This is a genomic window from Streptomyces syringium, from assembly GCF_017876625.1.
Taxonomy (GTDB): domain Bacteria; phylum Actinomycetota; class Actinomycetes; order Streptomycetales; family Streptomycetaceae; genus Streptomyces; species Streptomyces syringius.
The window spans coordinates 1,223,770-1,244,079 of the sequence record NZ_JAGIOH010000001.1; the positions used below are offsets into that span (position 1 = coordinate 1,223,770).

At 72.5% G+C, this 20,310-nt stretch carries 18 protein-coding genes; 10 read left to right on the forward strand and 8 right to left on the reverse strand.

The features are described from left to right. Positions 1–61: 61 nt before the first annotated feature. Positions 62–1,228 carry an ROK family protein gene (locus tag JO379_RS05375; RefSeq protein WP_130876579.1) on the forward strand — a complete coding sequence of 389 codons (1,167 nt, stop codon included), beginning with the start codon at positions 62–64 and terminating at the stop codon, positions 1,226–1,228. A gap of 24 nt (positions 1,229–1,252) precedes the next feature. Here JO379_RS05375 and JO379_RS05380 read toward each other — a convergent pair whose 3' ends face one another. Further along, positions 1,253–1,993, reverse strand: coding sequence for a GntR family transcriptional regulator (locus tag JO379_RS05380; RefSeq protein WP_130876580.1), 741 nt, complete (start codon positions 1,991–1,993; stop codon positions 1,253–1,255). Between the two features lie 150 nt (positions 1,994–2,143). Here JO379_RS05380 and JO379_RS05385 point away from each other — a divergent pair, with 150 nt between their 5' ends. Then, positions 2,144–2,890 carry an SDR family oxidoreductase gene (locus tag JO379_RS05385; protein ID WP_130876581.1) on the forward strand — a complete coding sequence of 249 codons (747 nt, stop codon included), beginning with the start codon at positions 2,144–2,146 and terminating at the stop codon, positions 2,888–2,890. 33 nt (positions 2,891–2,923) lie between these two features. Here the strand turns inward: JO379_RS05385 and sigJ are convergent, their stop codons facing one another. Then, positions 2,924–3,817 carry an RNA polymerase sigma factor SigJ gene (sigJ, locus tag JO379_RS05390; RefSeq protein WP_307841902.1) on the reverse strand — a complete coding sequence of 298 codons (894 nt, stop codon included), beginning with the start codon at positions 3,815–3,817 and terminating at the stop codon, positions 2,924–2,926. Between the two features lie 159 nt (positions 3,818–3,976). On the opposite strand from sigJ, the gene JO379_RS05395 reads away from it, so the two are divergent. Further along, positions 3,977–4,807, forward strand: a complete 831-nt coding sequence (locus JO379_RS05395) for an alpha/beta fold hydrolase (protein WP_130876582.1) — start codon at positions 3,977–3,979, stop codon at positions 4,805–4,807. 22 nt (positions 4,808–4,829) lie between these two features. Here JO379_RS05395 and JO379_RS05400 read toward each other — a convergent pair whose 3' ends face one another. Then, positions 4,830–5,264 (reverse strand): VOC family protein, encoded by a 435-nt coding sequence (locus JO379_RS05400; RefSeq protein WP_130876583.1) that lies wholly within the window; start codon positions 5,262–5,264, stop codon positions 4,830–4,832. A gap of 219 nt (positions 5,265–5,483) precedes the next feature. On the opposite strand from JO379_RS05400, the gene JO379_RS05405 reads away from it, so the two are divergent. From JO379_RS05405 to JO379_RS05415, 3 genes are all read left to right on the forward strand, one after another. Beyond that, positions 5,484–7,055: an alkaline phosphatase D family protein gene (locus JO379_RS05405; RefSeq protein WP_209514149.1), complete on the forward strand. Its 1,572-nt coding sequence runs from the start codon at positions 5,484–5,486 to the stop codon at positions 7,053–7,055. A gap of 76 nt (positions 7,056–7,131) precedes the next feature. Continuing rightward, the gene (locus JO379_RS05410; RefSeq protein ID WP_130876585.1) at positions 7,132–8,523 is read left to right on the forward strand and encodes a dihydrolipoyl dehydrogenase family protein; all 1,392 of its coding nucleotides are present in this window, start codon (positions 7,132–7,134) and stop codon (positions 8,521–8,523) included. A gap of 147 nt (positions 8,524–8,670) precedes the next feature. After that, positions 8,671–10,041 (forward strand): GNAT family N-acetyltransferase, encoded by a 1,371-nt coding sequence (locus JO379_RS05415; protein ID WP_130876586.1) that lies wholly within the window; start codon positions 8,671–8,673, stop codon positions 10,039–10,041. 32 nt (positions 10,042–10,073) lie between these two features. On the opposite strand, the gene JO379_RS05420 is transcribed toward JO379_RS05415, so the two are convergent. The 3 genes from JO379_RS05420 to JO379_RS05430 are packed head-to-tail and all read right to left on the reverse strand — an operon-like array spanning position 10,074 to position 11,250. Next, on the reverse strand, positions 10,074–10,445 hold the full coding sequence (locus JO379_RS05420) for a toxin Doc (protein ID WP_130876587.1): 372 nt from the start codon (positions 10,443–10,445) through the stop codon (positions 10,074–10,076). After that, entirely contained in the window at positions 10,445–10,678 is a 234-nt protein-coding gene (locus JO379_RS05425; RefSeq protein WP_130876588.1) for a hypothetical protein, read from the reverse strand. Before JO379_RS05425 ends, JO379_RS05420 begins: the two co-directional genes overlap by 1 nt. A 53-nt stretch (positions 10,679–10,731) precedes the next feature. Next, a complete protein-coding gene (locus JO379_RS05430; RefSeq protein WP_372449134.1) occupies positions 10,732–11,250 on the reverse strand; it encodes a rhodanese-like domain-containing protein in 519 nt (172 codons plus the stop codon). A 445-nt stretch (positions 11,251–11,695) separates the two neighbouring features. Here JO379_RS05430 and JO379_RS05435 point away from each other — a divergent pair, with 445 nt between their 5' ends. The 4 genes from JO379_RS05435 (at position 11,696) to JO379_RS05450 (ending at position 16,059) form a co-directional block, all read left to right on the forward strand. Next, positions 11,696–12,151: a hypothetical protein gene (locus JO379_RS05435; protein ID WP_209514153.1), complete on the forward strand. Its 456-nt coding sequence runs from the start codon at positions 11,696–11,698 to the stop codon at positions 12,149–12,151. An 86-nt stretch (positions 12,152–12,237) separates the two neighbouring features. Then, positions 12,238–14,151: a YncE family protein gene (locus tag JO379_RS05440; protein ID WP_130876591.1), complete on the forward strand. Its 1,914-nt coding sequence runs from the start codon at positions 12,238–12,240 to the stop codon at positions 14,149–14,151. Positions 14,152–14,293: 142 nt separating this feature from the next. Then, on the forward strand, positions 14,294–15,469 hold the full coding sequence (locus tag JO379_RS05445) for a UDP-N-acetylglucosamine--N-acetylmuramyl-(pentapeptide) pyrophosphoryl-undecaprenol N-acetylglucosamine transferase (RefSeq protein WP_242625926.1): 1,176 nt from the start codon (positions 14,294–14,296) through the stop codon (positions 15,467–15,469). A 143-nt stretch (positions 15,470–15,612) separates the two neighbouring features. Next, positions 15,613–16,059, forward strand: coding sequence for an Lrp/AsnC family transcriptional regulator (locus tag JO379_RS05450; protein WP_130876593.1), 447 nt, complete (start codon positions 15,613–15,615; stop codon positions 16,057–16,059). Here the strand turns inward: JO379_RS05450 and JO379_RS05455 are convergent. Together JO379_RS05455 and JO379_RS05460 are read right to left on the reverse strand one after the other, a co-directional pair. Continuing rightward, a complete protein-coding gene (locus JO379_RS05455) occupies positions 16,049–19,135 on the reverse strand; it encodes an AAA family ATPase (RefSeq protein ID WP_209514155.1) in 3,087 nt (1,028 codons plus the stop codon). The genes JO379_RS05450 and JO379_RS05455 overlap by 11 nt on opposite strands. Continuing rightward, a complete protein-coding gene (locus tag JO379_RS05460) occupies positions 19,132–20,304 on the reverse strand; it encodes an exonuclease SbcCD subunit D (RefSeq protein ID WP_130876595.1) in 1,173 nt (390 codons plus the stop codon). The genes JO379_RS05455 and JO379_RS05460 overlap by 4 nt, the downstream gene beginning before the upstream one ends. Positions 20,305–20,310 lie beyond the last annotated feature (6 nt).

The window sequence follows — 20,310 nt, forward strand, 5'->3', positions numbered from 1 at the left end:
CGGCACCGGATACGATCCGCACGTCAGGGCGAAGGGCGCGCACAAGCGAGGAGGCGGCACGTTGGGGCGGCTCACCGGCGGGGATCCGTCTCTGCTGCGGCGGATCAATTCGGCCGTGGTCCTGCACGCGTTGCGCACCGCCGCCCCGTCCGCGGCACCCACGCTCACCGATCTCGTCAAGCTGACCGGGCTGTCCCGGCCGACCGTCGAGGGCGTGATCGAGGGGCTGATGGAATCCGGCCTCGTGATGGAGGCGTCCGCCGAGGAGGGCGCGGCACGCCGCCAGGGCCGCCCGGCGCGGCGCTTCAGGTTCCGGGTCGAGGCGGGGCATCTGCTGGGCATCGAGATCGGACCGCACCGGGTCGCCGCCCTCCTGGCGGACCTGCGCGGACGGGTCATGGGCTCGGCGTCCCTGGAGGTGTCCGAGACCGCGTCGGCCGACGAGCGGCTGGAGCGGGTGCGGGAGGCCGTCGCCGATCTGCTGCGGCGCTCCGGTGTGGCGTGCGGTTCGCTGCGCGCGGTGGGGGTGGCGAGCCCCGGCATCGTGGAGGCGGACGGGACGGTCCGGCTGGGTACGGCGCTGCCGGAGTGGACCGGGCTACGGCTCGGGGAGCGGCTGCGCCGCTCGTTCCGCTGCCCGGTGCTGGTGGAGAACGACGCGAACGCGGCCGCGGTGGCCGAGCACTGGAAGGGTGCGGCCACCGACTCCGACGATGTGGTGTTCGTGCTCGCGGGGCTGAGTCCGGGGGCCGGTTCGCTGATCGGCGGGCGGCTGCACCGGGGTTTCGGGGGTGCGGCCGGGGAGATCGGCGCCCTGCATCTGCTGGGCCGGGAGGCCACCCCGGAGGAGGTGCTGTCCACCACCGGGGAGCCGCTGCATCCGCTGGACGAGGCGCAGGTGGCGCGGGTGTTCACGCTGGCCCGGGAGGGCGACGCGCGGGCGCGGGCGGCGGTGGAGCGGTTCATGCGGCGGCTGGTGCACGACGTGGCGGCGCTGGTGCTGGCGCTCGATCCCGAACTGGTCGTGGTGGGCGGCTGGGCGGCCGGACTGGACGGTGTCCTGGAGCCGCTGCGGGCGGAGTTGGCCCGCTATTGTCTGCGGCCGCCCCGGGTGGCGCAGTCGCTGCTGGGCGAGGCCGCGGTGGCGACGGGCGCGCTGCGACTGGCCCTCGACCACGTGGAGGAACAGCTCTTCGCGGTCGAGAGCACGGTCACGGCACGTCGCTGACCGGGCCCCGGATGCCGGGCGGCGTCAGCCGGCCAGCAGCTGCATGCCCGAGTCACCGAAGGTGAGCTTGCAGGTGTCGGCGCGGTAGGTGGCCACGGCGACGGCGACGGTGCGGCCGTTCGCGTAGTAGCGGGTGGTGACGAGGAGCACGGGCGAGCCGGGGAGCCGGTCGAGCTGCTTGGCGTCGTCGGCACGGGCCGAGCCCAGCTCGACGGACCGGTCCTGGCCCTCCAGGTCCAGCCGCTGCAGTTCGCGCAGCACGGCCCGGGCGCGGCCCGCACCGGTGAGGGCGCCGATGGCGGTGAGTGAGGGAACGCTGTCCGCCGGTACGTACAGCAGCTCGGCGGCGACCGGCTGGCCGTGGTTGCCGCGGGTGCGGCGGACGGTGTGCACCACGGCGTCGGCAGCGGTGCCGAGGAGGCGGGCGACGGCGGCGGGCGGGGCGGCCAGGACGCTGTCGACGGGCTGCCAGCTGTCGGCGCCCGCGCCGGGCCAGCTGTGCTCGGCGTCGCCGACGGCGACACCCACCCGGGGCGGGGCGACGGTGGTGCCGACGCCGCGGCGGCGCTGGAGGCGGCCTTCCAGCTCGAGCTGTTCGAGGGCCTGTCGGAGCGTGGCCCGGGCGACGCCGAAGCGGGCCGCCAGCTCACGTTCGTTGGGCAGGATCTCGCCCACCGCGAACTCGGAGTCGAGTGCGTCGGTGAGCACGGTCTTCAGGTGCCAGTACTTCGGCTCCGGCACCGTGTCCAGCTGCGTGGTCCCCACCCTGATCCTCCGCAAAGGCTTTTTGCGCGCTTCTTTATTAAAGGTTGTTGCAGTATCCCTGCGACCATAGGACGGTACGCACACTTGGTCAAGACCAATGACAGAGGTACGGTCGATGATCATCAGCTCTTCATACTCGGGGCGGCGAACATGGATCAGGTCACCGTGATCACGGGTGGCAGCAGGGGCATCGGAGCGGCGGTCGCGGTGCGGCTGGCCCACGCCGGACACCACATCGGCATCGGCTACGAACGGGCCCGGGACGCCGCCGAGGAGACGGCGGCCGCGGTCCGGGCAGCGGGCGGCAGGTGTGTGGCCGTGCAGGCCGACACCAGCGTCGAGTCCCAGGTCGACGAGCTGTTCGACACGGTGCGGGAGCGGCTGGGGCCGATCACCGGTCTGGTCAACAACGCCGGGATCACCGGGCTGCTCGGCCGGTTCACCGAGACACCGGTGGAGCGGATGCGCCGCGTCGTCGACGTCAATGTGACAGGGGCGCTGATCTGCGCCCGGCGGGCGGCCCTGGAGATGTCGACCCGGCACGGCGGACAGGGCGGCGCGATCGTGAACATCTCCTCGGGCGCGGCGACGCTGGGCAGCCCCGGGGAGTACGTGCACTACGCGGCGAGCAAGGCCGCCGTGGACGCGCTCACCATGGGCCTGGCCAAGGAACTCGCCCAGGAGGGCGTCCGGGTCAACTCGGTGCAGCCCGGCATGATCGTCACCGATATCCACGCCTCGATGGGCGACCCCGAGCGGCCGTGGCGCAACGCCGACCGCGTGCCCATGGGCCGCCCCGGCGAGCCGGAGGAGGTCGCGGGAGCGGTGGCATGGCTGATGTCGCCGGAGGCGTCGTACACCACGGGCGCCGTGCTGCGCGTGGCCGGCGGGCTCTGACCCGAGGGCCGCCCGGGCGGGGGCGGCCCGCCGCTAGGACGCCAGGCCCGCGAGCTTGTCGGGGTTGCGCATCAGATAGATCGCGGTGATGCGCCCGTCCGCGACATCGAGGCTGAAGACGGTGTCCGGCCGTCCCCGCGACAACACGCACAGCCCCGGGCGGCCGTTGATCTCCATGAAGCGGAACTCCGGCTCCGGTAGCCCCTCTTGGCCCACGGCGATGAGGAACCGTCCGACCTTGTCGGCGGTGTCGATGACCCGCAGCGGGGCCTTCGCCCTGCCGCCGCTGTCACTGACGAGCCGCACGTCGGGCGCGAGCAGGGCGAGCAGTTCCCCGACGCTGCCGCCGGTGGCGGCGGCGAGGAACCGCTCGGTGAGGTCGCGTTGACTCGCGGGGTCCACGGCGAAGCGCGGCTTGCCCTCCGCGACGTGGCGCCGGGCCCGCCCGGCGAGCTGGCGCACGGCCGCCTCCGAGCGGTCGAGGGTGACGGCGATCTCCTGGTACGGAAAGCCGAACGCCTCGCGCAGCACGAAGACCGCGCGCTCCAGCGGGGAGAGCGACTCCAGGACGACGAGGACGGCGAAGGAGACGGAGTCGGCGAGCACGGCCCGCTCGGCGGTGTCGGGAACGGTGTGGCCGAAGTCGGTGGCGATCGGCTCGGGGAGCCACGACCCGACGTAGGCCTCGCGCCGGGACTGCGCCTGGCGCAGCCGGTCGATGGCCAGCCGGGTGGTGACGCGCACCAGATACCCGCGCGCGTCGCGGACCTCGCCCCGGTCCGCGCCGGACCAGCGCAGCCAGGCCTCCTGGACGATGTCCTCCGCGTCCGCCACCCGGCCCAGCATGCGGTAGGCCACGCCGGTCAGCGTGGACCGGTGCTCCTCGAAGGTGTCAAGCGCGGCGTCAGTCGTCTTCAGGTCTCCCACGCCTCACATCCCACCCGACGCGGCGCCGGGTTGTCCACGTGAACCCGCTCTCACCGCAGGCGGCGGGGGCGTCTCACGTCCGGGGTCTACCCTTCGGTAACCACTGCTGACATTCTGTCTCACTCACGCCGAGCGCGGATGACGACAGGAGTTGCTCCCATGGTCGACACGATCTCGTTCCCCATAGCCACCCCCACCGGACGGCGGACCGCGGAGGTCGCCTACGAACGGGTGGGCAGCGGGCAGCCGGTGGTCCTGCTGCACGGCATCGGCCATCACCTCCAGGCCTGGGACCCGGTCGTCGGCGCCCTCGCCGCCGAGCGCGACGTCATTGCCGTCGACCTGCCCGGCTTCGGCGTCTCCCCCGCGCTGCCCGACGGCGTCGGCCACGGCCTGCGGGAGGTGACGGGCGTCCTCGGCGCGCTCTTCGACGCGCTGGGTCTGGACCGGCCGCACGTCGTGGGCAACTCCCTCGGCGGCCTGCTCGCCCTGCAGCTCGGGCACGAGAAGCTCGTACGGACCGTCACCACCTTCTCGCCGGCCGGGTTCTGGACCGAGGGCGAGCGCCGCTATGCCTTCGGGGTGCTGCGCGCCATGCGGCACGGCGCCCTGAGGCTTCCGTCCCCCACGGTGGCGCGGATGGCCCGTACGGCGGCCGGCCGCGCGGCGCTGACCTCCACCATCTACGCCCGGCCCGCCCGCCGTTCGCCGGAGGCGGTGATCGCCGAGACCCGTGCCCTGCGCGAGGCGACCGCCTTCGAGGCCACCCTCGCCGCCGGGCGTTCGGTGCTGTTCACCCATGACCTCGCCGAGGTGCCGGTCACCGTCGCCTGGGGCACCGCCGACCGGATCCTCCTGCGCCGTCAGGGCATCCGCGCCAAGAAGGTCATGCCCGGCGCGCGGCTCATCCGGCTGCCCGGCTGCGGGCACGTCCCCATGAACGACGATCCCGCGCTCGTGGCCCGCGTCATCCTCGACGCCACCCGCTGACGCACGCCGCCGCGTCGGCGCATCAGGCCCCGGGGAAGGGGACGTTGGTCCACTCGCGCGTCGAGAGCACCAGACGGTAGCCGTCCGGGTCCTCGACGGTGACCCCCCATGTGTCCCAGTAGGGGTTGTGCGCCGGGACGCGCTTGCCGCCGTGCTCCTCGAGACGGGCGACCAGCTCGTCCGGGACCGGGCCGTCGAGGTAGACGACGAGCAGGTCCTCGTCCGTGGGCACGGGCGCGGTGGGCGCCCCGGCTTCGTAGGACAGCTCCAGGTGCCAGCCGGCGTCCGGCCAGCCCACCATGAGCAGCCGGTACTCCTCGCCCGGCGGGTCCTCGGCGGCGATGTCACGCCGCCAGACCACGGACAGTCCCAGCCCGTGGACCCAGAAGCGCTCGGCGGCGTCGAGGTCACGGGAGGGGCGGGCGATGCGTATGTGTGCGTGTGCGTTGGCAGGCATGGCGCGAGCCTATGCGGCGGTTGATCATCGCGCGATCGGTCGTTGGTCCTCGGACCTCCGCCGCAGGACCCCGGCCCGTCCGGCCGGCGCCTGCCCACCCGGGCGCCCGTCCGGACGGCGCTTCCCCGTCGCCCGATGACCCGTTGTTCACCGTCCGTTCGGGCGCGGGGCATGTGGCACCGGTAGCAAAGGGGATCAGTGAGACACAGGAGGTTTTCCATGACCCGGGATTCGGGGACGGCCGTCGACCGGCGCGCGGTGCTGCGGGGCTCGCTGGCCGGGGCCGCCGCGCTGACGGTGCCGTCCATGGCCGGTGCGGCGCCCGCGCAGGCGCTGTCGGGGCGGCCCGGCGCCGAATGGGGCGTGCAGGTGGGGGATGTGACGGCCTCTTCGGGGCTGGTGTGGGCGCGCTCGGACCGCAGGGCCCGGATGGTCGTGGAGACCGCGGCCACCGACTCGTTCCGCGGAGCACGCCGCTGGGTCGGCCCGGTCGTCGGGCCGGACACGGACTTCACGGGCCGGACGCCGCTCGTCGGCCTGCCGCCCGGCGAGCAGATCCACTACCGGGTCGTCCTCGCCGACCCCGACGACCCGCGGCGCACCGGCCGCGCGGTGTACGGCACCTTCCGCACCGCCCCGGCACGCCGGAAGGACATCCGCTTCCTGTGGTCGGGAGACCTCGCCGGACAGGGCTGGGGCATCAACCCCGACCGCGGCGGATACCGCATCTTCGACCACATGCGGCGGCTGGACCCGGACTTCTTCCTGTGCAGCGGCGACACCATCTACGCCGACGGGCCGATCCAGGAGCGGGTCGCGCTGCCCGGCGGCGGCACCTGGCGGAACCTCACCACCCCGGAGAAGTCGAAGGTGGCGGAGACGCTCGCGGAGTTCCGCGGCGCCTTCCGCTACAACCTGCTGGACACGAACCTGCGTGACTTCAACGCCCAGGTGCCCTCGATCGTCCAGTGGGACGACCACGAGGTGCGCAACAACTGGTACCCCGGGCAGATCCTCGACGACGCGCGCTACACCGAGAAGAGCGTCGATGTGCTGGCCGCGCGCTCGCTGCGGGCCTTCGGCGAGTACTTCCCCCTCTCCACCAAACGGGCCGACGAGGACGGCCGGGTCTACCGGGTGCTGCGCCACGGCCCCCTGCTCGATGTCTTCGTCCTCGACATGCGTACCTACCGCGACGCCAACTCCCCCGGCCGGCGGCCCGACGACAACGGCGGCATCCTCGGCGCCCGGCAGCTGGCGTGGCTCAAGCGGGAGCTGTCGCGCTCGCGCGCGGTGTGGAAGGTGATCGCCTCCGACATGCCGCTGGGCCTGGTCGTCCCGGACGGCGCGGTGAACTTCGAGGCTGTCGCACAGGGCGACCCGGGGGCGCCGCTCGGCCGCGAACTGCAGATCGCCGAGCTGCTGCGGCACATCAAGCACCGCCGGATCACCGGCACCCTGTGGCTGACCGCCGATGTGCACTACACCTCCGCGCAGCACTACGACCCCGCACGGGCGGCGTTCAAGGACTTCGCGCCGTTCTGGGAGTTCGTCTCGGGACCGCTGAATGCGGGCGGCTTCCCGGCGGTGGGGCTGGACGGCACCTTCGGACCCGAGCAGCCCTTCGTCAAGGCACCCGCCACGGCGAACGTGCCGCCCGGGCAGGACAGCCAGTTCTTCGGAGAGGTGGCCATCGACGCGGACAGCGGCGAGCTGACCGTCCGGCTGCGCGCCGAGAGCGGGGCGGTGCTGTTCACCAAGGTGCTCCAGCCGGGGCGCGTCGGACAGTGACGCCGCCGGGGGCGGATGGGAAGGTGGGAAATCCTGGGCGAACCGAGCGGGACCCGACGGGAAGGGGCGCTGCGCCATGGCCGAGCAGGTGGATGTCGTCGTCATCGGTATGGGGCCGGGCGGTGAGCAGGTGGCGGGCAGCCTGGCCGAGGCCGGGCTGAGCGTGGTGGGCGTCGAGGCGGAGCTGGTCGGCGGCGAGTGCCCGTACTGGGGGTGCGTGCCCAGCAAGATGATGATCCGCGCCGGGAATCTGCTGGCGGAGGCGCGGCGCGTGCCCGGTATGGCGGGATCCGCCGAGGTCACGGCGGACTGGGGGCCGGTGGCCGCCCGGATCCGCGAGGAGGCCACCGACGACTGGGACGACCACGTCGCCGCCGACCGCTTCACCGGCAAGGGCGGCCGGCTGGCGCGCGGGCGCGGCAGGCTCACCGGGCCGGGCCGGGTGGAGGTGACGGGGAACGACGGGGGGACCGAGGCCTTTCACGCCCGGCGCGGTGTGGTGCTCGCGACGGGCACCCGCCCGCAGATCCCACCGGTGCCCGGTCTCGCCGACGTGCCGTACTGGACCAACCGGGACGCGGTCGCCGCGAAGGAGCCGCCGCGCTCCCTGCTCGTGCTCGGAGGCGGCGCGATCGGTGTGGAGATCGCGCAGGTCTACGCCCGCTTCGGTACCCGCGTCACCGTGGTGGAGGCCCTCGACGCCCTGATCCCCGTCGAGGAGCCGGAGGCCGGGGAGCTGCTGGCCGGAGTGCTGCGCGAGGAGGGCCTGACCCTTCGGACCGGGGCGCGGGCGAGCCGCGTGCGGCACACCGGTGACACCTTCACGGTCACGCTGGAGGACGGCGACGAGCTGACCGCCGAGCGGCTGCTGGTCGCCACGGGCCGTCGGGTGGACCTCGCCGGACTGGGCCTGGAGACCGTGGGCCTCGACCCGAAGGCACGGGCGCTGGCGGTCGACGGGCAGTTGCTGGCGGCGCCGGGGCTGTGGGGCGTGGGCGATGTGACCGGGCACGGGGCGTTCACCCACGTCGCGATGTACGAGGCGGACATCGCCGTCCGGGCGGTGCTCGGCGAGCCGGGCCCCGACGCCGACTACCGCGCCCTGCCGCGCGTCACCTTCACCGACCCGGAGATCGGCGCGGTGGGCCTGACGGAGAAACAGGCCCGGGAGAAGGGGCTGCGGGTGCGGACGGGCCTCTCACGGGTGCCGTCCTCGGCGCGCGGCTGGATCCACAAGGCCGGCAACGAGGGCCTGGTGAAACTCGTCGAGGACGCCGACCGCGGAGTGCTGGTCGGCGCGACCTCGGCGGGTCCGGCGGGCGGCGAGGTGCTGTACGGTCTGGCGGTGGCGGTCCGGGCCGAGGTGCCGGTCGCGTCGCTGCGGCACATGATCTACGCGTATCCGACGTTCCACCGGGCCGTGGAGGACGCGCTGAAGGACCTGGGGTCCGGCGCGGGCACCAGCTGAGACCGCCGCGCGGGCGAGTGCGCGGCAGGGAGAAATCAGGCCGCGGCGGAAAACGGGCGCTTCGCACGGAAGAGCCCGCAAGCGCCCTTAACCCATCGGTCACAGGACGTTCGTGATCACGCAACACCGCTGGGCCAGGGTGGTGGCATGACCGACGAGACCCCCGCGAAGCGCGCTCACCGGCCCCCTCACTGGCGGCGGGACCTGGTCGAACTGGCCGCCCTGTTCACCGCCGTGGCCGCCGCCGATTCCGTGGCCAACACCGTCGTGCACGGCCCCGACGGCCCCACCCTGCTGGTCGCCTCCGCCGCCGCCCTGCTGGCGACGACCGGCTTCCACACCTGGTGGGCCCGGCGGCACCACCCCGCTCCCCCACCGGTGGCGGACGAGCCCCGGGGCGCCGGACGTACCCCGGCCGCCGCCTCCGGGCCCCGCCCGCAGGCGGACACGGGGGCGACGACGCTGTGGCGGATGCGCACCACCGTGCGCGACGAGCCCGGCAGCCTGGCCGCGCTGTGCCAGGCGCTGGCGCACCACCGCGTGGACATCCTCGCCCTCCAGACCCACCCGCTGGCCGACGGCACCGTCGACGAGTTGCTGCTGCGTGCCCCGGCGGCACTGCCGCCCGGTGTGCTGACCCAGGCCGTCGCCACCGGCGGCGGCAGCGGCACCTGGCTGGAGCGGGCGGACGCCCACGACCTCGTGGACGCCCCGACCCGGGTACTGAACCTCGCCACCCGCACCGCGCTCGACGCCTCCGAACTCCCGCTGGCACTCAGGCAGTTGCTCGGCCGGTGCACGATCCACTCGATCCCGGCGCGCTCACCGCGCAGCGGCACCCCCACGGAGGCGGTGCCCGGGGAAGGGGTGTGGGAGGAGACAGTGATGCGGTTGCGCGACCCGTCCGGCGGATCGATCACCATCGAGCGCCCGTATCTGCCGTTCACGCCCACGGAGTTCGCCCGCGCCCGCGCGCTGGTGGAGCTGGACGCGCGGCTCGGTCCGCGCGTGCCGCCGCGCAGCGATGTGCTGACGCTGCCCGAGGGCAACGCCATCACCGTCCGCCGGGCCGGCCCCGGCGACCTCGTCGCGGCGCGCGAGATGCACGACCGCTGCTCCCCCGCGACGCTGGCCCTGCGCTATCACGGGCCGATGGGTGACGCCGACCGCTATCTGCGCCACCTCCTCAGCCCGCGCTTCGGCCGCACCCTGGCCGCGTACACCGCCTCCGGCCGTCTCGTCGCCCTCGGCCATCTGCTGTGGGACGGCGACGAGACCGAGGTCGCCCTCCTCGTCGAGGACGACTGGCAGCGGCGGGGCGTGGGCGCCGAGCTGCTCGGCCGGCTGGTGGCACTGGCCGGGGAGGCACGGTGCGAGAGCGTCTACGCCGTGACCCAGGCCTCGAACACGGGGATGGTCGCGGCGATGCGCGCCCTGGATCTGCCGCTGGACTACCAGATCGAGGAAGGCACGCTCGTGATCACCGCACGCCTGGTGCCGGCGACGTCCATGCTCTGACGGCGCCGGCCGGCGCCGGTCCCCGGGACGGCTCAGATGCGCCAGGCCCGGATCCGCTCGGCGCATTCGTACACCTCGACGCGGAACTCCTTGATGTCCCGGGCGAGGTCGACGACGGCCCCGTACGGCGGGTCGATGCCTTCGCCGGCGGCGGCCATGTACGCCACGACGACCATGCACGCGTACAGGCTGCTGCGCACGGGCAGCGGCTGGAGCCGGACGAGCGTGTGCATCAGGGCGGCGGCCCGCCAGGCGGCGTCGGGCCGGTAGTCGAACCGCGCCACGTCGAAGGCGTGCCGGGACACGGCCGCGTGGAGCGCCGTGTAGTCGTGCACGGCGGGCTCCTCGTGCAGCTTCTGCTCCTGTACGCCCAGGAGCCAGGGCAGATCGATGAGCAGAGCCATCAGGCCGCCGCGCCCCGCCCCGCGGACGGCGGGGCCTCCTCGGGGAAGGCCGCGTCGAACTCGGCCATGTTCTCGTTCCAGAACTTCGCGGCCCGTTCCACGAAGCGGCGGCGCTGCTGCTCGCGCACGGACAGGTCGTGCACATACGCCTTGATGCTCTTGCCGTCGGCGGCGGCGGCCTCGCGGATGTCCGCGAGTTCCTGTTCGGTGAATTCCACGTTGAGTGCCGGCATTGCTCCACGGTACCGGTCCGGTACCGGCGGCGGCAGGGGCCTGGGGCCCCGGCTCAGCAGCCGCAGTCGTCCGAGTCGACGGGAGCGGTCAGCGGGTCGGCCGGGAGCTGCCGGGGACCCTCCCAGGTGTCGACGGCGTAGCCCTCGCGGATCCAGTACTCGATGCCGCCGATCATCTCCTTGACGCGGTAGCCGAGGCGGGCGAGCGCGAGGGCCGCGCGGGTGGCACCGTCGCACCCGGGACCCCAGCAGTGGACGACGACGGGGACGGCCGGATCGAGGAACTCGGCCGCGAGCCGCGAGATCTGGGCCGTGGGAAGGTGCACGGCGCCCGGGATGTGCCCCTGGTCCCAGGAGGGGGTGCTGCGCGAGTCGACGACCACGAAGTCCGTGGCCCCGGCGGCCAGGGAGGCGTGCACATCGGCGACGTCGGTGTGGAAGGCGAGGCGGGCGGCGAAGTAGGCAGCGGCGTCGACGGGGGCCGCGGGCGGCGTGGTGAGGACGGGGCTGAGCACGGGGGTGCCGGTCCGGGCGGGCTGCGGGAGCGAGGAAGTCGTGGTGGTCATGACCAAAAATCTACGGTCCATGATCGCCGCCGTGAACAGCACTTCCCCGGCGAAATCCCTGTTCTGCCGAGGATTCCACTGCGGGATGCCGCCCATGGCCGGGCATTCCCCAGTCGGCGCGGCCGACGCCGTGACGGGGCGAGTTCGGACCCGCACTCGGCCCCAGGGCCGCAATGACCCACAGCCGCAGAGCCTCTCTTTGGGCGCCACCGCGTTGGCCAGGACTGAACTCAATCTGCAGTTCGATAACGCCTGAAGCGGCCTTTCCGAGCCGGTCACTGCAGGTGACAGGCGGGGTCAATTTCAACAATCCCTCAATCGAAAACCAATCGGGGATCAATTTCAGCCGTCACGGCGGACCAAAAACATGGACCGATCAGCGGACGGGTAGGCAAACATATGAAGATCGCCGATGTGTACGGCTCCGCCGAGAGGATCGGGAGAGAGGCTCATGTCTTTTAAGAACATTTTCGACGGCGGCGGAAACGAAGCGAAGTCCGCCGAAGAGTCCGCCCGGAAAGTCCATGAAACAGTCCCCGGCTTCCGGCCCGAACGGGAAGGCGTCGATCCGGAGCTCTACGACGACATTCCCGAAGTGACGCGGGACCCGAAGATCATTCGCGAGACGTCGCCCGAGGCGCTCCGCATCGTGAACGACTTCATCACTCCGCTGTTCAAGAACACCCGGACGGCAGCCGCCGATCAGCGAAAAGCCAGCGAAGACCCCCAAACGACATCCGATATGGCCTCTTCGACCAAGGACGAGGCATTCAAAAAGGTGAAGGCGGAGATCAAGGACGAAGACAAGCCGAAGATCAGTGACGAAGAGCGAAAAGACCTGAGGAAGGACAACCACGAAAAGGTCAAAAACGTCCAGAGGAATCCCGATGGGTCCGTCAGGTGGTGAGGGCCCGCCCCACCCTTGACCAGTAACGGATCACACACCACCAGTGCCACATCGTTCAGTTCTGCGACGCAAGGAGGCTGAGGGCCATGGGTGGCGCCACCAAAAACAACGTGAGCAAGGCTCATCTTGGCGAACGATTCATTCGCCACCCGCTGACAGGGCGAAACCTGGACGAGCTTCAAATCGCCGAGAAGGCCGCTGCCATTCTGGATCGGGACAAGGAAAAACTGAAGCGGAAGGCCGAGAAGAAGACGAAGGACGGAAACGAGCGGAAGATCGCCCCTATCGGGTTCTCTTTGAACAAAAGGCGATTCGAAAAATTCCCCAAGGAGGAGGAGACGGCACACCAGCGCGGGTGGCTCGCCTACATGACGGTGGGCGTACCGCTCATCGAAGAGCGAGGCGACATCGCGCAGCCCCCGCCCGACGTGATCTCCAAGCAGACGTACATCAATCGCACCGACCCTGTCCCCATGAAATGGGAACACACGGTCGAGTTCTCGATCTCGAACACCATCAGCTGGTCACTCCAGGGGCAGGTGCAGCTCACCTTCGGAGCAAAAGCCACCGCGTCGCTTCAGCAGCAACTGCAGAAGAGCATGGCGATGAACCAGTCCGAGAAGGTCACCCTGAAGAACAGCAAGGACAATCAGGGCGTCGACGCAGAGTCTCAGTCGCAAATGACCAGTACGACCACAGCCACGAGTACCGCCACCGGCACCGGGGAAGTGTCGGCACAGCTGATGCTCGGGATCACTGCTTCCGTCAGCGGTTCGCTGACCACTGCGTTCAAAACATCGTCCACGCTGAGCGGGAACGTCGGCAGCCGGGTGGATGTCCTGGCCACGCAGCGACGTCAGGTGCGGAGGTTCGACTACGAATTCCCTGTCTCCTTCGGCGGGTGGGTCGCTTTGTATTACCCCGAGCCGGTGGAGGTCAAGGAAACCCGCCCGGACGGCCCACAGGCCAAGGAGCCGAAATACTCCGAGGTGATCGCATGGAAGCTCGGCGAGACCGGTACGCCCACGGAGGCTTTCACCTTGACCGACGACGGCAAGCCGTTCACACAAAAGGGGGAGGCCGAGGTCGTTTCGACCCTCGCCGGGGTGCACGAGGTCTTCGAGCTGGAGACGCTTGAGTTCGATCTGAAGCAGCACCCTCTTCACAAGGGTGACGGCCAGGAGCAAGAGGGCTCGAAGGTGGATTCCGTCGAGTTCGCCTCCGGGTTGGGGAGGGCCGAGGGCCTCGCGCTGGATCTGGGGAACCAAAAGGCGTACGTCGCCGACTACAACGGCGGCAAGCTGTACAAGGTGGACCTCGCCGACGGCAAAAAGGACTGGGAGGTGGAGGGGCTGGGCTACGTCAACGATGTGGCGCTGGACCTCCCGGGCAACAAGGCCTACGTCGCCGAATACGGCGGCAAGGGCCTGTTCACAGTGAACCTGTCCGACCGTTCTGTCTCCCCGGTCACGGCCGCCAACGGCATGGCCGCGTACGGCGTCGCGCTGGACCTGCCGGGCAAGAAGGCCTATGTCACCGACGTCAACAGCGGAAAGCTGACCGAGTTCGACCTGAGCGGCGAACGGGCGGAGAAAAAGCGCACCTGGGACGTGCCGAGGGCCGCCGGAGTAGCGCTGGCCGGGGACAAGGCGTACGTCGGCCAGTACGACCTCGGCGGGCTCTACGAGGTCGACCTGAAGGCGAAGGACGGCACCCCACAGGCCACCCCGCAGACCGTGGCCACCAATCTCGGGAACAGTATCCGCGTAGCGCTGGACGGCGCGGACAACGCCTACGTCTCCTACACCGGCGGCAAGCTGAATGAGGTGGTGGTGGCCGACGGCGAGAACAAGGGTCTTCAGCGCACGGTGGCCGAGAATCTCGGCTCGGTCTGCGGCGTCGGGCTGGACCGCGACAAGGGCCTGATCTACGTCAGCAACCGGGAGGGCAAGCTGTTGCGGATCTCCGGCGTGCTGCCGGATGCCCCGGCGAAGCAGTAGCGCGGGGCAGCCTTTTCGCGGGTGGGCGGGCATGGGTGCCTTGATCGTGTGGGTTGCCGAAAGCTCGCGTGATCGAAGGGTCGCTCACGCCCGCCTGTCCCCCGGCGCGTACCGAGGACGGGCAGCCAGTAGGGTGCGCCAGGTGAACAGCGCTGCTTCTTTCTCTCGCACCTTCCGCCTGATCGTCACGGGAGGAGGTACCGGGGGCCATACGTATCCCGCCTTGACCGCGATCCGGGCGTTGCAGCACCGGCTGGCGGCTGACGGCCGGGCGCTGGAGGTCCTGTGGATCGGCACGGCGGACGGCCTCGAGGCCCGGGTGGCACCGGCCGAGGGCATCGCGTTCACGACCGTGGCCACGGGCAAGATCCGCCGCTCCAGCAACCCGCTCAAGATGGTGAGCCCGGCGAACGTCCGGGACATGGCCAAGGTGCCGCTCGGGGTGGCCCAGGCACGGAAGATCGTCTCCGACTTCGAGCCGGACGTGGTGCTCGCCACGGGCGGGTACGTGGCCGTCCCCGCCGGACTGGCCGCCCGCATGTGCCGCCGACCGTTGGTGCTCCACGAGCAGACGGTGCGCTTGGGCCTGGCCAACCGGAAGCTGGCGAGTTCGGCGACGAGCATCGCGGTGTCGTCGGAGTCGTCGCTGCCGCTCCTGCCGGAGTCGGTGCGGGGTGCCGCGGTCGTCACCGGCAATCCGATCCGCCCCGAGGTGCTGACCGGGCATCCGGACAAGGCGGTGCAGGCGCTGGGGCTGTACGGCTTCGACCGGCGTCTGCCGACCGTGTACGTCACCGGCGGCGCGCAGGGGTCCCAGCAGATCAACGACGTCGTGCGGGATGCGCTGCCGTGGCTGCTGGGGCGGGCGAACGTGATCCACCAGTGCGGGCCGGCCAACGTCGACGGCCTGCGGCAGCACGTGGCGGCCCTGCCGCCGGAGTTGTGGGGCCGGTACTACCTCGCCGGGTTCGTCGGCCCCGAGCTCCCCGACGTCCTGGCGCTCGCTGACGTCGTGGTCTCCCGGAGCGGTGCCGGAACGCTCGCCGAACTGACCGCGCTGGGCAAGCCGGCGGTGTTCGTCCCGCTCGCCTCCTCGGCGGGGAACGAGCAGGCGCACAACGCCCGGCACCTGGAGGACGCCGGGGCTGCCGTCGCCCTGCTCGGTGAGGTGACCGCGGAAAGCCTTCGCAACGCGGTGGGCCCGCTCCTCACCGATCCCATGCGGCGAGCGGCGATGGCGGAGCGGGCCCGGGCGCACGGGCGGCCGGACGCGGCGGACAGGCTCGTGGACGTGATCCTGGCCGCCGCGTCGGGCTGACCGACGCGGGCGGTCGCGGCAGTCCCCGGCTCCCCCGCCTCCGCGGGAACAGAGATCAAAGCCCCCGGCCCATCGCGTCACGGCATGTGTGATCCACGACAAAAACCCTGTTCATCCGGGGATTTCACTGCTAGACATCGCCCATGACCGGCTATTCCCCCGACGCCACGGACTGGCGCATCCTCGACGCCCTGCAGAGCAACGGGCGCGCGGGCTTCGCCGAGTTGGCGCGCACCGTGAACATGTCCTCCAGCGCCGTGACCGAGCGGGTACGGCGGCTGGAGGAGGCGGGGATCATCGGCGGGTACACCGCCGTCGTGGATCCCGAGAAGCTGGGGCTGCCCGTCCTCGCCTTCGTGCGGCTTCGCTATCCGAACGGGAACTACAAGCCTTTCCACGATCTGCTGGCCGCGACGCCGGAGATCCTGGAGGCGCACCATGTGACCGGCGACGACTGTTTCGTCATCAAGGTGGCCGCGCGGTCGATGCGGCACCTGGAGGAGGTCGCGGGCCGGATCGGCGCGCTCGGCTCGGTGACCACCAGCATCGTCTATTCGTCGCCGCTGGCCCGCCGGGCGCTCAGCCGCTGAGCGCCGCCGTGCGGTGCCGCACGGCCGAGCCCGTGCGGTCCTTGACGACCTGGAGCTGCGCCGGGACGCGCTGACGCAGGTCGGCGACGTGGCTGACGATGCCGACCGTGCGGTCCCGCTCGCGCAGGGAGTCGAGGACGTCGAGGACCTCGTCCAGGGTCTGTTCGTCGAGGCTGCCGAAGCCCTCGTCGATGAAGAGCGTGTCGAGCCGCATGCCGCCCGCCTCGTCCGTGACGACGTCGGCGAGGCCGAGGGCGAGGGAGAGCGAGGCGAAGAACGTCTCGCCGCCCGAGAGGGTCGCGGTGTCGCGTTCGCTGCCGGTCCAGGAGTCGATGACGTGCAGGCCGAGGCCGGAGCGGCCGCGGCCGCCGGTGCGCTGGTCGGAGTGGACGAGGGTGTAGCGGCCGCCGGACATGCGCTGGAGGCGGGCGGTGGCGGCGGCCGCGACCTGTTCGAGGCGGGCGGCGAGCACGTAGGACTCCAGGCGCATCTTGCGCTCGTTGTCCGCGGAGGTGCCGGCGGCCAGTGAGGCGAGGGACGCCACCCGGTGGTGCTCCTCGCGCAGGGGCGCGAGCCGGTGCGCGTCGGCGGTGGCCTGTGCGGAGAGCCGGTCCAGTTCCGTGCAGCGGGTGCGGGCGGCGGCGTCCTCGGCAGAGGCGCGCTGCAGGGCGCGGGTGGCGGTGTCGGCGGCTTCCTGCGCGGCCCGGGGGTCGGCGGGGGGAAGCGCGGCGGCGTCCGCGGCGGCCGGGTCGGCCAGCTGGGCGGCGACCTCGGTCTCCTCCCGCTGCCACCGGTCGAGGCGGTGTTGCAGCTCCCGCTGCTCGGCGGCGGTCAGGAGCGCGTCGGCCGCGCCCTCGGGGGTGTCGAAGCCCGCGCGGTAGGCGGCGTCGGCGAGGCGGGCGTCGGCCTCCTTCAGACGCGTCGCCGCGTCCTGTGCCGCCCGTACGGTCCCGGCCGCTTCGGCGAGGGACGCGAGCTGCCGCTCCAGCAGCGTCGCGCGCTGCGCGACGGTCGCGGCACCGCCACGCGCCTGGGTCAACTCCTCTTCCAGCGCGGCCAGTTGGGCGTCGAGGCGCTCCCGGTGGGCCGTGCGGGCGGAGCTGCGCAGTTGCGCGGCCTGGTGTTCCTCCCGGCGCAGCTCGTACTCGCGCTCGGCGCGCTCCAGCGCCTCGCGGGCGGCGTGGGCGCCCGAGCCCGCGTCCCGCGCCTCGGTGAAGGCGCGCAGGACGTCCTCTGCGGCGGCGGCAAGTTCGGCGACGGTGGCCGTGCCCGCCGCGGCGGTGGCGGTGGCGAGGGCCTCGCGCAGGGTGTGCAGCCGCCGGTCGGTCTCCTCGCGTGCGGCGTCGGCCCGCCGGGAGGTCTCCAGGGCGCGTTCCTCGTCGGTGCGGTCCACGTGGTCTGCCGCGGTCCGCGCCGGGTCGGGGTGCTCGGTGGAGCCGCACACCTTGCACGCCTCGCCCGGACCGAGTTCGGCGGCCAGCTCGGCGGCGAAGCCGAGCAGCCGGCGTTCCTTGAGGTCCAGCCAGTGCTCACGGGCCTCGTTGGCCCGTTCGCGGGCGCCGCGCAGCCGTTCCTCGGCGTCCTCGACCTGGCGGGCCAGGCGGTCGCGTTCGACGGCGGCGCCGAGCCGCTGCCGGGCGGGGGCCAGCTCGCCCTCCAGGCGGGCGGCCCGGGTGGCCGCCTCCCGGGCGGTCTCGACGCGCTGCTCGTGGGCGGCTCGCCGACTCTCCCAGCCGGCGAGCCAGTCGGCCGTGTCGGTGAGGGTGTCCTCGTCCAGGCGGGCGTCGCGTGCGAGGGTCGCGCGTTCCGCGGCGATCTCGGCGGCCCGCTGTTCGGCGCGGCGGGCGCCCGCGAGCGAGCCGAGTTCCTCGTGGAGCCGCCGCTCCAGCGCCGCCAGCGTCTCGGACCCGCTGTCGGCGTGCTCGGCCGGCAGCTCCCGTCGCGCCCGGGCTTCGGCGGTGACGGCGTCGCGGTGGGCGCGCTCGACCCGTTCGCGGAGCTCCAGGACGGGGGCGACGGACTCGGCGGCGCGGGCCCGGTCCAGCCGCTCGCGCACCCGCCGCGTCTCCTCGCGCCGCTCTTCGAGGGCGAGGGCCCGCTGCCGGGCGTCGGCGTGGCGGCGCTGGAGGCGGTCCCGTTCGCGTACCGCGTCGGCTTCCTCCCGTGCGGCGCGGTGGGCCTCCTCGGCGGCCCGGGCGGCGGCCGCGGCGATGTCACGGCGCTCGCGGGCGTTGCTGCGGGCGAGGGCCGCCCATTCCAGGACGGCCTCGGCCAGTCCGGGGGCGCCGGGCGCCAGGGGCGGCTCCGCGGCGCGCTGCGCCGGTACGGACACGGCGCGGGGCGGCCGCGTGCCGGGCGGGGCCACGGTCGCGGGCGCGGGCGTGCCGACCTCGGGCAGCGACGGGTCGGCCGCGGCCTGCCGCATCCGGTGGCCGAGGGCGAGCAGCCGCTCGTCGCCGGTGGTGACCTGCTTCTCGGCGGCCCTGCGCAGTTCGGCGAGGTGCGCTTCGACGGCGGCGAAGCGGCCGGTGTCGAAGAGCTTGCCCAGCAGCTTGCCGCGGGCGGCGTCCTCGGCGCGCAGGAAGCGGGCGAAGTCGCCCTGAGGCAGGAGGACGACCTGGCAGAACTGTTCCTGGCTCATGCCGAGCAGTTGCTTGATCTCCTCGCCGATCTCCTGGTGGGAGCGGCTGAGGCCCTGCCAGTGGCCGTCCTTGTGCTCGCGGAGCGCGCTGTAGGCCTTCTCGCGGGTGACTCCGGTGCCGCGCTTCTTGGGGCGTGGCTGCTCGGGCCGGCGGGTGATCTCCAGGCGGCGTCCGCCGACGGTGAGGTCGAGCATCACCTCGGTGGGGGTGCCCGGCTCCGCGTGATCGCTGCGCAGGGTCAGTCCGCTGCCCTGGCGGGCGCCGGGGACCGTGCCGTAGAGGGCGTAGCAGACCGCGTCGAGGATGGACGTCTTGCCCGCGCCGGTGGGCCCGTGCAGCAGGAACAGTCCGGCGGCGGACAGTTCGTCGAAGTCGATGTGCTGGGTGGCGCCGAAGGGGCCGAAGGCGGTGACGGTGAGCCGGTGCAGCCTCATCGGGTCTCCTCGCGGACGGTCTCGGTCCCGGCCAGCCGGACGGCGTCGAGCGCGGTGGTGAGCACGGCGGCCTCGGCCTCGTCGGCGGCCCGGCCGCCGCGCACATGGGCCACGAAGTCCTCGGCGATCTGCCGGTCGGTGCGGCCCCGCAGCCGCTGGGCGTAGGAGGCGAGCGGGTCCTCGGGGGCCCGGTCGGGTTCGAAGACGAGGCTCACCACGTGCGGGAAGCGCCGGGCGAGCCGGGCCATGGGCTCCTGGGGGCGGTGCGCGTCGGTGAGCGTGGCCTCGACCCATGCCTGCTCGTGGCGCTCCAGCCGCGGGTCGTCGAGGAGGTCGTCGAGACGGCCGCGGATGCGGGCGAGCGGGCGCGGCACGGGGCAGTCGAGCCGCTCGGCGGTGACCGCCCCTGCGGCGTCGAGGTCGATCAGCCACATGGTCTTGCGGTGGTCGGTCTCGGAGAAGGAGTACGCGAGGGGGGAGCCGGAGTAACGGACGCGCTCGGTGATCGTCTGGGAGCCGTGGAGGTGGCCGAGCGCGGTGTAGTCGACGCCGTCGAAGACGGCCGCGGGCACGGCGGCGACGCCGCCCACGGTGATGTCGCGCTCGCTGTCGCTCTCGGCGCCACCGGCGACGAAGGCGTGGGCGAGGACGACGGACCGGGTGCCGGCGGGCCGGGTGGCGAGGTCGGCCCGGACCCGGTCCATCGCGGCCTCCAGCACGGCGGCGTGGCTGCCGCGGCGGGCGCCGAGCTCCTCGCGCACGAGGGCGGGTTCGAGGTAGGGCAGACCGTAGAAGGCGACGTCGCCGTGCGCGTCGGCGAGGAGGACGGGGGTGCCGCAGGCGGCCGGTGCGGTGCGCAGATGTATGCCGGCCCGCTCGATGAGGCCCGCGCCGACGCCGAGACGGCGGGGCGAGTCGTGGTTCCCGGAGATCATCACGGTGGGTACACCGAGGTCGGCGAGCCGGTGCAGGGCGTCGTCGAACAGCTCGACGGCGGTGAGCGGCGGCACGGCCCGGTCGTAGACGTCACCGGCGACGAGGACCACGTCGACCCGCTGCTCGCGCACGGTGTCGACGAGGTGGTCGATGAACGCGCGCTGGGCCTCCAGCAGGCCCACGCGGTGGAAGGACCGGCCGAGGTGCCAGTCCGATGTGTGCAGCATTCTCAACGCGGG